Origin of the sequence: Actinophytocola xinjiangensis, from assembly GCF_001921215.1 — a bacterium.
Taxonomy (GTDB): domain Bacteria; phylum Actinomycetota; class Actinomycetes; order Mycobacteriales; family Pseudonocardiaceae; genus Actinophytocola; species Actinophytocola xinjiangensis.
The window spans coordinates 92,244-104,790 of record NZ_MSIF01000027.1 but is presented as its reverse complement, the minus strand read 5'-3'; the positions used below and the strand labels follow the sequence as shown (position 1 = coordinate 104,790).

Below are 12,547 nucleotides of genomic sequence, written 5' to 3'. Positions count from 1 at the left end.
GGTACGGGCGTCGCGGCCCACCGCCGGAGCGTCCGGCGCGGACGGTGGGACGACTTCGTCGCCAGCGGAGATGACCACCCGGAGACGGGCACGGCCGGCGACGGCCGGCACGCCCGGATCGGCGCCGTTCGGCGGGCGGCCAGCGTGTGCCGTGTCTGGTGTGGATGGTCGTGGTCGGTCGTGTGCGCGGACCGCGTGCGACGGTCGGGTTCTCGCCGGGATGTCGGGGGTCACCGCGTTCGTGTCGGGTGGTGCGGTTGTGCGAGGGGTCGGTTCTGATGGGTAGTCCGTTCGTGTCCGATGTGCCGGCCGCGCAGGCGCTTGCCGCGTGGCGGGAGGCGCGGGTCGCCGCCGGGTGCCCGGGGCGGGTCGACGTGGTGCGGGTGCCGGTGGGCGAGGCGGTGGGGAGGGTGAGCGCCGAGCCGGTGTGGGCGGTGCGGTCCTCGCCGGCGTTCGACGCCTCGGCCATGGACGGGATCGCGGTGCGCAGCGCGGACACCGTCGGCGCGGCGGAAACCACGCCGGTGGTGTTGGGGTGCGACGATTTCGAGGTCGTGGACACCGGGGATCCGCTGCCGCCCGGCTGTGACGCGGTGGTGATGCGCGAACACGTGCACCGCACGGCCGACGGCGGGGCGGAGCTGCGGGCGGCCGTCCCGCCCTACCAGCACGTGCGGTCCATCGGTGAGGACATCAGTGCCACCGAGCTGCTGCTGCCGGAGGGGCACCGGCTGCGGCCGGTCGACGTCGCCGCCTGTGCGGCGGCGGGCGCGTTCGAGCTGGCGGTGCGGCGGGTCCCGCTGGTCGTGGTGGTGCCGACGGGCGACGAGATCCGGCCGCCCGCCGCCGACCTCGCGCCGGGCGACATCCCGGACACGAACTCGCTCATGCTCGCCGCGCAGGCCAGGGAGATCGGGTGCGCCGCGACCGTGACCGACATCGTGCCCGACGATCCCGAGCTGATCAGGGCGGTTCTCGACGAGGCGGCCGCACGCGCGGATCTCGTACTGCTGATCGCCGGGTCGAGCGCCGGCCGCGACGACCACACCGCGCGGGTCGTCGCGCGGGCCGGGTCGGTGGCGGTGCACGGGGTCGCGGTGCGGCCGGGACATCCGGTGGTCCTCGGGACGACCGGCGCCACGCCGGTGATCGGCGTGCCGGGGTATCCGGTGTCGGCCGCGTTGACGTTCGACATCTTCGCCGCGCCGCTGCTGGCCGAACTGGTCGGCGCCGCCCCGCCCGAGCGCCCCACCGCCACGGCCCGGCTGGCCCGCAAACTCCCGTCGGCGATCGGGATGGACGACTGGGTGCGGGTGCGGCTGGGCCGGGTCGGTGACCAGGTCGTCGCGACCCCGCTGCCGCGCGGCGCCGGCGTCCTCACCTCACTGGTCCGCGCCGACGGCCTGCTCGTCGTCCCGTCCGGAGTGGAGGGTCACCACGCTGGTGAGACCGTCCGGGTGGACCTGCTGCGTGGCCTGCGCGAGATCGACCGCACCATCGTGGCCATCGGTTCGCACGACCTTGTGCTGGACCTCGCCGCGTCCGCGCTGCGCGCCGCCGACCCGCTGTGCACCCTCGCCTCCTCGAACGTTGGCTCCCTCGGCGGCCTCGTGGCCCTGCGCGACGGCCTCTGTCACATCGCCGGCTCCCACCTGCTGGACCCGGCCACCGGCGAGTACACCCTGCCCTATGTGGACAGACTCCTCGGCGCCGACGTGGCCGTCGTGCGACTCGTCCACCGCACCCAGGGCCTGCTCGTCCGCCAGGGAAACCCGTTGGGGCTCAAGGACATCAGCGACCTGACCGGTGAGGGCGTGCGCTACGTCAACCGCCAGCGCGGTGCCGGCACCCGCGCCCTGCTCGACCACGAACTCGCCCGCGCCGCCATCGACCCCGACCGGATCCAGGGCTACGCCAGGGAGGAACACACCCACCTCGCCGTCGCCGCCGCCGTCGCGGCCGGCCGGGCCGACACCGGCCTGGGCATCCTGGCCGCCGCCCGCGCCTTCGACCTCGACTTCGTCCCGGTGGCCGAGGAACCCTACGACCTGGTCCTGCGCACCGAGGACCTCGACAACCCCCAACTGAGTCCACTGTGGACACTCCTGGACCGAGCCGACTTCCGCGTCCGCGTCGAGTCCCTCGGCGGCTACTCCTGCGCCGAAACCGGCAAACGCATCCGCTGACGACCACCGCCCACCGTGCGACGCGCGGCAGCGGACCGAAGCCGCGTCCTCCAGCAGCCGATCGTCGTGAACACCGCCGTGGCTTCGGTGCGGATGATCGCGTCAGCCGGCCGGACAGGACAAGGGCGATGCGCTACTCGCCGCGGAGCAGGTCCATCAACTCGTCGGTGGACATGGTGGTCGTCGCCTTGCCGCGCATGGATTCGACCAGCTGACGCCCCCGCGCGTCACTCTCACCCACTCGACCAACCCCCGCCCCGTCATCACCGCCGACACACTCCACCAATGCCGCCGCCTTACCCAGGTCACGTCCCCCACCCTCACCGGGGGCACCCCTCAGCGCCATTCTACCCGGGAGAAGGTGGGGGAAGGGGTTGTCGGGGTTTGCCTGTGGACAACTTGTCGCCTGTGGAGTGGGGGTCACCGGAGCCAGTTCTCGCGTTGGGCGAAGACGCCGGCCTGGAAGCGGGTTCGGGCACCCAGCTCGTCGAGGAGTTCGCCGACGCGGCGGGTGACGGTGCGGGAGCTGATGCCCAGTTCCCTGGCGATGGTCTCGTCCTTGGCGCCGGCGGCCAGCAGGGCCAGTAGTCCGGCGTCGGGCGGGACGGCCGTGCCCGGTTCGGGGATCAGCGGCGTTCCCTGGTCCCACAACAGTTCGAACAGCGCCACCAGGGCGTCGAGCAGCGCGCAGGGGCGGATCACCAGCGCGCTGGCGACCATGTCCTCCATGACCAGTGGCAGCAGCGCCGTCGAGCGGTCGGCGATGGCGAGTTTCATCGGGACGCGGGGGTGCATGCGGGACTGTTCGCCGTTGGCCACCGCCCTTTTCGCGGCGGCCAGGGCTCCGGGGTACTCCAGGGACTCCGGGGCGTAGAGGCCGCGCACGGTCAGGTGTTCGCGCAGTCGGCCGGACACCTCCTGCTCGGCCTGGGGGACGTCGGCGGCGTAGGGCGGGCGGTCGAAGACCATCAGCTCCCGCTGGCAGTGGGTCACCAGTTGGGTGAACCGGTCGGCGACGGCCTGTTGGCCGACGAGGATCTCGAACAGCTCGTCGGGTTGCTGGCGTTCGTCGGCCATCTCTCTGGCCAGCGCCCGGGCGTTGCGTTGCATGGCGTCGAGTTCGGAGCGGCGGCGGGCCACCAGCAGGTCGATGGCGGTGTCGGGGCGGGCGGCGGCGAGGCGCACGGGGCGGCCGGGCAGGCGGCTGGCCAGACCCAGGTGCTCCAGTTCGGCCACCGCGCGGCGGACGGCGCGTTCGGAACGGTCCAGGCGCCTGGTCAGCTCGGGTGTGGTACTGCCGGGCTCGGCCAGCAGCGACCGGTAGACGGTTTCGGCGAACTCGGTGATCCCCAGCGGCTCCAGCATGTCCGATTATGGACATGGCGACAATCCGACATCACACACCCGTTCCGCCGGCCTCGACCGTCCAGTAGGAACAGTCCATGCCAGCACGAGGTTTCCGCAGACGTTCCGCCGCGCTGTTCGGGTGTTTCGCGATCATCGCGGGCGGAATGCTGGCCGGGGCCGTGGCCGCGCCGCCTGCGGCCGCGGCCCCACCCTCCCCGGCGAGCCCGGCACCGGCCGGCGTCGTCACGCTGATCACCGGTGACGTGGTGACCGTCGCGGGGGACCGGGTGTCGGTGCGTCGGGTCGCCGGCACCCGCGAGGTCGTGACGCTGCGCATGGGCGCGGACGTCTACGTGGTGCCCGACCAGGTCGAACACCTGGTGCCCGACGTCCTGGACCTGGAGCTGTTCAACGTCACCGGTCTGGTCGGGATGGGTTACGCCGACGCCGAGCGCGACACCCTGCCGGTGATCGTGCGTGGCGCGGCGCCGCTGGCCAGGACCGCCGGCGCCCGCGCGCTGCCCAGCATCGGCGCCACCGCGCTCGACCTGCCCAAGGGCGCGACGCCGCTGCGCACGTTCGGCGCCACCGGCAAGGTCTGGCTCGACCGTCGGGTCGAGGCGTCCGAACTGGACTGGAACCTCACCGGCATCGGCGCGCCCGAGGTGTGGGCGGGCGGCCTGTCCGGCGCCGGCGTGGACGTCGCCGTGCTGGACACCGGGGTCGACGCCACCCACCCCGACCTGGCGGGGCGGATCGCCGCCGAGGCCGACTTCACCGGCGCCGGCGACCCGGTCGACGGCCACGGGCACGGCACGCACGTCGCGTCGATCGTCGGCGGCAGCGGGGCCGGGGCCGACGGCGCCCGCCGGGGCGTCGCGCACGGCGCGCGGCTGCTGTCGGGCAAGGTCCTCGACAACGAGGGCTCCGGCCAGCTGTCCTGGGTGATCGCCGGCATGGAGTGGGCCGCCGGGCAGGGCGCCGACATCGTCAACCTGAGCCTGGGTGCCCGCGCGACCGGCGCCGACGACCCGGTGACGCTGGCGCTGGACGCGCTCACCGAGTCGACCGGCACGCTGTTCGTGGTGGCCGCCGGCAACAGCGGGCCCGGCCAGCTGTCGATCGAGAGCCCTGGCACGGCCGCCAACGCGCTGACCGTCGGGGCCACCACCCGCGCTGGCAGGGTCGCGCGGTTCTCCTCGTGGGGGCCGACGGTCGACTCGTACCGGGCCAAGCCCGACCTCGGCGCGCCCGGCGACGGCATCGTCGGCGCCGCGCTGGGCGGCGGCTACACCGAGGCCAGCGGCACCTCCCAGGCGACCCCGCACGTGGCCGGCGCCGCCGCGCTGCTGCGCGAGCTGCACCCCGACTGGGACTGGCGGCGGATCAAGAGCGCGCTGGTGTCCACCGCCGACCCGAAGTGGGGTGAGCGCCCGATGATCGACGGCGAGGGCGCCGGCGTGCTCGACCTGCCGGGCGCCACCACCGAGACCCTGGCGCTGAGCGTGCCGTCGATCGACTTCGGCTACCTGCGCTACCCCGAGGGCCGCGAGCCGCGCAGCCTGGAGGTGACGCTGACCAACACCGGCACGACCGCCGAGTCGGTGACCGCCAGTGACTTCGCCTACGACGGCCTGGACACCCGCGCCCCCGACGACCTGGTGACGATCGTCCCGCCGACCCTGGACGTGGCGCCCGGCGCGTCGGCGACGTTCACCGTCACCGTCACCCCGCGCAACGCCGAGCCCGGCCGGTACGTCGGTGCGGTGACCCTCGACCGGGTCGACCGGGAACCGATGGTGATGCCGTTGGCGTTCTACGCGGAGGCCCCGCGGGCCGACCTGCGGCTGACCGTGCTCAACCGCCGGGGCGAGCCGGACGCCGGGGGCACGGTGTGGCTGGGCAACGTCGAGGAGATCCACCCGACGACCGGCGGCGGGTTCACCATCGTGCAACTGGACGAGAACGGTCAGGGCACCGCGAGGCTGGTGCCCGGCCCGATCAGCGTGCTGACCACGATCGAGACCCCGGCGGCCGGGGACGCGCCGGCGACGGTGACCCTGGCCGGCGAGCCGGAGGTCATGCTGACCCAGGACCGGGACTACACCGTCGACGCGCGCCGGGCCAAGAAGCTCGAACCGGCGACGGTGACCGGCAAGAGCACCACGGTCGCGGTGGCGGCGGTGCACTACGCCCACCACGACGAGGCGAACACCGGCTCGATCGGCGAGGCGTTCCCGGTCACCGCCGAGGAGATCGCGCAGGGCCGGGTGTTCCTCCAGCCGACGACGCGCAAGCCGAGGTACGGCCGCACCGCGCTGCACACCCAGTGGGAGCTCGACGGCACCGGCCGCGACCGGGGCGAGCGGTTCGAGCTGCTCCTTGGCCAGGACGTGGTGCCCGACCCGCCCGCCTACCGGACCTCCACGCGGGAACTCGCGCGGCTGGACTCCGACTTGCGCACCGCCGGCCCCGGCGAGCAGGAGTACGTCGGCTCGTGGGAGATGCTGGGCTCGCTCTACCCCGGTTTCGGCTTCTACCGGCCGGAAACCGCGCCGCAGCGGCGGACCGAGTGGGTCAGCGCCCGGCCGGACGCGCAGTGGACGCAGTGTGTCGCCGGGCCGCGCTGGCTGCTCACCCAGTGTTCGCCGCCGACCAGCTACCGCGCCGGGTCGCGACACGCGCCGGTGTGGTTCCGGGCGATGACCCCGGGGGTGTTCCAGGGCTCGCACGACCGCACCCGGATGGACCTGCTGGTCGGGCTGACCGACGGCGAGCACCGGGGCAACCCCGATCCGGCGGCGATGGGCGAGACCTCCCTGCGGCTGTTCCGCGACGGGGTCGAGCAGCCGGCGGCGTTCCCCGGCAGCTCCTGGTTCGACATCGACTCGCCGGAGCGGGCCGAGTTCCGCCTGGAGCACACCGCCCGGCCGACGGGCGCGCTGCGACTGGGCAGTCGGATCGACACGACGTGGACGTTCCCGTCGGCCGCGCCGACCAACCCCGACCAGTGGGCCACCGATCCGAAGCTGCTGGCGGTGCACCAGCAGCCGCCGACCGACGCGCAGGGCCGGCTGGCGGCGCGGGTGCCGCTGGTGATGGGCGCGCGGCTGATCAGCAACCACAACCCGCTGCTGCCGATCACCACCGAGCGCGGCTCGCTGCGGCTGTGGACCTCGACCGACCAGGGCCGGCGGTGGGAGCGCGCGCTGGTGCTGCCGATGCCGGACGGCACGTTCCTGGTCGCCGCGCTGATCTCGCCCCGGTCGGGGCAGGCGGTGTCGGTGCGGGTCGAGGGGTCGGGCGAGCAGGGCAGGTCGATCAGCCAGACGATCGTCGACGCCTACCCCGTTCGCTAGAACACGTTCTTGTTTTGTCGCGCTTTCCGGCGCAGGCTGGAGGAATGGACCTCGTCGCACTCGAAGAGATCAGGCGCCTGAAGTACCGCTACCTGCGCTGCGTGGACACCAAGGACTGGGCCGGGGTGGCGGCGACCCTCACCGCCGACGCGACCGCCGACTACGGCACCCCGGCCCTGGGGGAGCCGCTGGCGCTGTCCGGGCGGGAGGCCGTCGTCGGCTTCCTGCGCGACCACCTCGGCCAGGACATGATCACCACCCACAGTGCCGGCCAGCCCGAGATCGACGTCGACGGCGACACCGCCAGTGGGGTGTGGAGCTTCGAGGACACGGTGATCGCGACCCGCCACCAGGTGGTGATCGCCGGCGCGGCGTTCTACGAGGACCGCTACCAGCGCACCGACGGCGTCTGGCTGATCCGGCACACCGGCTACCAGCGCACCTACGAGTACCGCCTCTCGCTGGCCGACCTGCCGGGGTTCCGGCTGACGGCCAACCGGTGGGCAGCGCACTCCGCCGGCTGAACCTACCGGTGTGGACGATCGCTGCCTATCGTTGCCAGAGTGCGCATCACCCGGAGACAAGCCCTTTCCCTGGTCCCCGCAGCCGGTATGACGGCACTGTCGGTGCCGACGGCCACCGCCCAGCCAGCCCGGCCCACCCCGCGCGCCGACGCCGACCGCCTGTTGGCCAACACCGTGGCGATCGTCGCCGGCACACCGGAGTCCAACGCCCGCCAGGAGGTCGCCGGCAAGCTCGCGCTGATCACCGACACCGCCCGCGCCCGGCTCGCCGGCCTGGACGCCGCCGGTGACGGCGAGCTGTTCGCCGGCGTGCCGCTGGGCACCGACGACGCCAACCTCAACCGCAGCTTCCAGTACCTCTACGAGATCGCGCTCGCCACCCGCGCGCCCGGCAGTGCCCTGCTCGACGACGAGGCGGTCCAGGACCGGGTCCTCGACGGCCTGCGCTGGCTGCACGAGCGGTACTACGGCGACCAGTCCGCCGGCTACTACGGGAACTGGTTCCACTGGGAGATCGGCATCTCCGCGTCGGTCACCAGGACACTGGTCCTGCTCGCCGGCCGGACCGGCGACCTGACCACCACCTACGTCGCGTCGATGGACGCCTACCTGCGCAACGGCAAGGACGGCGACGTCGACCTCGACTCGCGCTTCCACACCGGCGCGAACCTGGCCGACATCACCACCAACCGCGTCCTGCAGGGCGCGCTGCTGGGCGAGGACGCGCGGATCACCAAGGCGCTGGCCGACCAGCGCACGGTGTTCGCCACGATCGACCCGTACCACCTCCAGCACGGCGTGACCGACGGCTACTACGCCGACGGCTCGTTCATCCAGCACCACTCGGTGGCCTACACCGGCTCCTACGGCAAGGGCCTGCTGACCAGGGTCGTGCAGACGATCAAGATCCTGGACGGCACCGCGCACGCCGGCGGCGGCGACCTGGTCGAGGTCGTGCGCGGCTGGGTGGTGAACGGGTTCGCGCCGCTGATCTTCGAGGGCTGGATGATGGAGGTGGTCAAGGGCCGCGCGGTGTCGCGGACCACCACCGGTTACACCGACGTCGCGGTCGTGCTGGAGGCGATCGTCGACCTGGCCGACCACGTGCCGGACGCCGCCGCGCTCAAGGGCTACGTCAAGCACCTGCGGGAGTCCTCGGCCGCGCCGCTGGACCCGACCGGGTTCGTCTCGCCGGGCAGCATCCAGCGTTACGCCGACATCATGGCCGACCCGTCGGTCCCGGCCGGTGACCTGAACCCGCCGGCGCGCACGGTCGCGTTCAACGCCATGGACCGCACCGTGCACCGCCGCCCCGGCTACGCCTTCGCCCTGGCCCGCAGCTCCGACCGGATCAGCCGCTACGAGTACATGAACGGCGAGAACCTGGTGCCCTGGTTCTCCGGCGACGGCGCCCACCACCTGTACCTGTCGGGGCAGGACCAGACGGCGGCGCACGGCGTGGACTTCCTGACCACCGTCTCGCCCTACCGGCTGCCGGGCACGACCGTGCCGGTCGAGGAGCGGTCGACGATTCCCGAGCTGTACGGGCGGTTCTGGTACGAGAACCCGGGGCATCCGCTGGGCTTCACGTCCTCCTCGGAGTCGCAGAACACCTACGTCTACTTCCCGCGCGCCACCAACACCCACTCCGGCGGTGTCACGCTCGGCGCGTACGGGGCGGCGTCGATGGTGCTGGCCGACGACGTGCCCTTCGTCGACAAGGCGGCCGGGATCCTGCCGGACGACTTCGTGGCCTACCGCAACGCGCGGGCGACGAAGTCCTGGTTCCTGCTCGACGACGAGATCGTGGTGCTCGCCGCCGGCATCCACGACCCGGACGGCCGGGCCGTCGTGACCACTGTGGACAGTCGGATCGCCGCGCCGGCCGACCGGGTGGTGCTCGGCGGCGCCGTCCCCGGTACCAGCCGGCCCCGCTGGCTGCGCTACGCCAACGAGACCGAGGGCACGGCCGTGGGCTACGTGTTCCCGGACCGGCCGCGGGTCACCGTGGAGCTGGCGCCGGTGACCCGTAGCCGGCGGGTGGTGCGCGCGGCCAACCCGGACACCGCGGTCACCAAGAACGTGTTCACGGTCACCGTGGCCGGGGCGGGGGAGCTGGCCTACCTGCTGGTTCCCGGCGCGACCGAGGCGGCGTTGCTGGCGTATGCCAGGGGGCCGGTGCGGGTGCTGGCCAACGACCGGCGCGTGCAGGCGATCACCCACACCGGCCTGGGGCTGGTCGCCGCGAACACCTTCGCCGACGGCTGGGCGCACACCGGCCGGTTGTCGGTGCACGGCCCGGCGTCGGTGATCACCCGGCGGCTGCCGGACCGGCGGGTCGCGGTCGCGGTGTCGGACCCGACGATGGGCCGCGACGAGATCACGGTCCTGCTGCGCGGTCAGCGGCTGCGCCCGCTGGCGGTCGACGAGGGCGTCGAGGTGCGCCGGGTTCCGGGTGGTACCCAGGTCCGGGCCAGGACCCGGCAGGCCCACGGGGCGTCCTTCACCGCGACACTTGGCATATAACCCCTCAGCGGGTTATATATGGGGGCATGCGTTGGGTGCTGGTGCCGCTGGTGGTGGCCGTGCTGGTGGTCGTGGCGGTGGGCGCCGTATGAGCCCACCGCTGTTGCTGCTGGCCACGGGCGACACGATGGCCCACCGGGCGTCCTCGGTCGCCACCGGCGCCGAACTGCTGGCCGAGTCCGGGTACACCGGCGCGCGGGTCGTGGTCGAGGACGTGCTGGCCGAGCCGTCCTGGGACATCTCGACCGCCACCCAGTTCGCGCTGGCCAGGCGGGTGCGCCAGGCGCTGGCGGCCGACGGGTTCGCCGGTGTCGTGGTCACCCACGGCCTGGACACCCTGGCGGAGAGCGCATTCCTGGCCGATCTGACCGCCGGCCCGGCCGCCGCGCGCGGCGCGATCGTGTTCACCGGCGCCACCACCACCCTGGCCGTGGCCGACCCCGACGGCCCGGCCAACCTGGCCGCCGCGCTCACCCTGGCCGCCGACCCGGCCGCCCGGGGAGCCGGCGCGCTGGTGTGCCTGGGCGGGCAGGTGCACGCCGCCCGCTGGGCCACCCTCGCCGACCCGGTCGGCGCCACCCCGTTCACCTCCGGGTGGCACCCGCCGCTGGGTCGGGTCGACGGCGGCGCGGTCCGGCTCGACCGGCGCGGCCCCCGGCCACCGCGCGGCCCCGCCGAACCGGAGTCCGACGTCGCCCTGCTCGCGGTGTACCCGGACATGCCGCCCTCGCTGGTCACCACGGTCACCGACGCCGGGGCGCGCGGGCTGGTGCTGGCCGGTACCGGTGCCGGCAACGTTCCGGTCGAACTGTTCACCCAGGTCTTCGGGGCCGTGTCGATGGATGTCCCGGTGGTCGTCGCCTCCCGGGTACCGACCGGCTCAGTGGGCCTGGTCAGCGGTCTCGGCGCGATCGGCGCCGGAGGACTGTCACCCGAAAAGGCGAGGATCGGCCTGATGGTCGCCCTCGGTGACGGTGGTGGCGTGGTCGCGGCCCAGAAGTGGTTCGCCGCGCTGAACGCGCTGTAATCGTCAGACAGGGCACGGAAAACCGCCGGTACCCCCGGTGCGGGGGAGTCGCCGTCACGTGGGTTTCGGGTTGCATTCGGGGTGGTACGCATCGTCCACATGGGAGAGGGGGTGCGTGCCTGTGGAGCTTCGGAATTCGTCTCCGGCCACTTCTGGCCCCGTCACCCTGCTGGACGGCCGATACCGGATCGGTGAGGTTCTCGGCCGCGGTGGGGTGGCTACCGTGTACTCGGCGGTGGATGTCCTGCTCGGACGGGACGTCGCGGTGAAGGTGTTCCGGCGGGAAGGCAGCCGCCTGTCGCTCTACCGGTTCGCGGCCGAGGCCCGGCTGCTCGCGGGCCTGTCCCATCCCGGCCTCGTCACCGTGCACGACGTGTGCCTCGACGGCGACCAGCCCTACCTGGTGATGCAGCTGGTCGACGGCGGCACCCTGCGCGGCCAGATGGACCGCGGCCCGCTCGACCCGGTGGTCGCCGCTCGGGTCGGCACGCGGATCGCCGACGTGCTCGCCTACATCCACACCCGCGATATCGTGCACCGCGACGTCAAACCGTCCAACGTGCTCGTCGACGAGGGCGGCGAGGGCTTCCTCGCCGACTTCGGTATCGCCAGGGCCATGGGCGCCGCGCACCTCACCCTCACCGGTGAGCTGATCGGCACCGCCGCCTACCTGGCCCCCGAACAGGTCACCGACGTGGACGTCACGCCAAGGGCCGACATCTACGCGCTGGGCCTGGTCCTGCTGGAGTGCCTGACCGGCCGGCCCGAGTACACCGGCACGACCGTGGAGGCCGCGGTCGCCAGGCTCTCCCGCCAACCCCGGATCGGCGACGAGATCCCCGCGCCGTGGCGTGGCCTGCTCACCGCCATGACCTCCCGCGAACCGGTCGAACGCCCGGACGCCGCGACCTGCGCCGGCCTGCTCGGCGCCCTGGTCCGCGACCCGACGACGATCATCCCGGTGCTGCCGCTGCGGCGGGAGCCGAGGTTGGCCCGAGCCGGGCTGTTGATGGCGTCGCTGGCCGGCGCCCTGGCCATCGGCGTCGCCGGCTCGACGATCGTCGCCCCGGAACGCGGCGACGGGTCGACACCGGCGCGCAGCACACCGACGGTGTCCACACCGGCCCCGCTCGCCCCGGTCGCCAACTCGACCGCCGGCGAGCCCGAGCCCGCCGTCGAGCCGTCGCCGGCGACGCCGCTGCCGGCCGACACCCAGGCCAGGGTCGTGCCGAGCCTGTCCGGCCAGCCGGGACCCGGCCCCTGGCCCGGCCGGTAGCGGGTCAGGGACGAAACCAGGGTCATCAACGATGGCGCCGCGTCCGGGGAAGGGGACGGTGGAGGCATGACCACCACGTTGGCGAGGCCGCAGAGCAAGAAGATGATCGCCGGTGTGTGCGCCGGGATCGCCGACCGGTACGGCTGGCCGGTCGGCCGGGTGCGACTGGTGTTCGTGTTGTCCTGTTTGCTGCCCGGACCGCAGTTCGTCCTCTACCTGATCCTCTGGTTCGTGATGCCCAAGAGGTACTGACCCCACCCACCCGCAGGCCGGCACGTCCCACCAGTAGGTACGGTGCGGTG

At 73.3% G+C, this 12,547-nt stretch carries 8 protein-coding genes; 7 read left to right on the top strand and 1 reads right to left on the bottom strand.

Translation table 11 applies throughout. The annotated features are described in order from the left end of the window. Positions 1-278 precede the first annotated feature (278 nt). Positions 279-2,186: a molybdopterin biosynthesis protein gene (locus tag BLA60_RS35715; protein WP_075137488.1), complete on the top strand. Its 1,908-nt coding sequence runs from the start codon at positions 279-281 to the stop codon at positions 2,184-2,186. A gap of 420 nt (positions 2,187-2,606) precedes the next feature. Here the strand turns inward: BLA60_RS35715 and BLA60_RS35710 are convergent, their stop codons facing one another. Next, positions 2,607-3,551, bottom strand: a complete 945-nt coding sequence (locus BLA60_RS35710) for a helix-turn-helix domain-containing protein (RefSeq protein WP_075137487.1) — start codon at positions 3,549-3,551, stop codon at positions 2,607-2,609. A gap of 77 nt (positions 3,552-3,628) precedes the next feature. Between BLA60_RS35710 and BLA60_RS35705 the strand changes: the two genes are divergently transcribed. The 6 genes from BLA60_RS35705 to BLA60_RS35680 all read left to right on the top strand — a co-directional run bounded on the left by BLA60_RS35705 (position 3,629) and on the right by BLA60_RS35680 (position 12,497). Beyond that, positions 3,629-6,892, top strand: coding sequence for a S8 family serine peptidase (locus BLA60_RS35705; protein ID WP_075137486.1), 3,264 nt, complete (start codon positions 3,629-3,631; stop codon positions 6,890-6,892). A gap of 44 nt (positions 6,893-6,936) precedes the next feature. Further along, positions 6,937-7,416 carry a nuclear transport factor 2 family protein gene (locus BLA60_RS35700; RefSeq protein ID WP_075137485.1) on the top strand — a complete coding sequence of 160 codons (480 nt, stop codon included), beginning with the start codon at positions 6,937-6,939 and terminating at the stop codon, positions 7,414-7,416. 87 nt (positions 7,417-7,503) lie between these two features. After that, complete coding sequence (locus tag BLA60_RS35695; RefSeq protein ID WP_075137484.1) at positions 7,504-9,942, top strand: polysaccharide lyase family 8 super-sandwich domain-containing protein; 2,439 nt, start codon at positions 7,504-7,506, stop codon at positions 9,940-9,942. An 88-nt stretch (positions 9,943-10,030) separates the two neighbouring features. Further along, entirely contained in the window at positions 10,031-10,969 is a 939-nt protein-coding gene (locus BLA60_RS35690) for an asparaginase domain-containing protein (RefSeq protein WP_075137483.1), read from the top strand. Positions 10,970-11,006: 37 nt separating this feature from the next. Beyond that, positions 11,007-12,245 (top strand): protein kinase domain-containing protein, encoded by a 1,239-nt coding sequence (locus BLA60_RS35685; RefSeq protein ID WP_084735794.1) that lies wholly within the window; start codon positions 11,007-11,009, stop codon positions 12,243-12,245. Between the two features lie 66 nt (positions 12,246-12,311). Then, positions 12,312-12,497, top strand: a complete 186-nt coding sequence (locus BLA60_RS35680) for a PspC domain-containing protein (RefSeq protein WP_075137481.1) — start codon at positions 12,312-12,314, stop codon at positions 12,495-12,497. The last annotated feature ends 50 nt before the right edge of the window (positions 12,498-12,547 follow it).

What these genes read in the sequence shown, in the direction of transcription:
- BLA60_RS35715 (WP_075137488.1), top strand. Translation starts at nt 279, where the DNA reads ATGGGTAGTCCGTTCGTGTCCGATGTGCCGGCCGCGCAGGCGCTTGCC.
- BLA60_RS35710 (WP_075137487.1), bottom strand. Translation starts at nt 3,551, where the DNA reads ATGCTGGAGCCGCTGGGGATCACCGAGTTCGCCGAAACCGTCTACCGG.
- BLA60_RS35705 (WP_075137486.1), top strand. Translation starts at nt 3,629, where the DNA reads ATGCCAGCACGAGGTTTCCGCAGACGTTCCGCCGCGCTGTTCGGGTGT.
- BLA60_RS35700 (WP_075137485.1), top strand. Translation starts at nt 6,937, where the DNA reads ATGGACCTCGTCGCACTCGAAGAGATCAGGCGCCTGAAGTACCGCTAC.
- BLA60_RS35695 (WP_075137484.1), top strand. Translation starts at nt 7,504, where the DNA reads ATGACGGCACTGTCGGTGCCGACGGCCACCGCCCAGCCAGCCCGGCCC.
- BLA60_RS35690 (WP_075137483.1), top strand. Translation starts at nt 10,031, where the DNA reads ATGAGCCCACCGCTGTTGCTGCTGGCCACGGGCGACACGATGGCCCAC.
- BLA60_RS35680 (WP_075137481.1), top strand. Translation starts at nt 12,312, where the DNA reads ATGACCACCACGTTGGCGAGGCCGCAGAGCAAGAAGATGATCGCCGGT.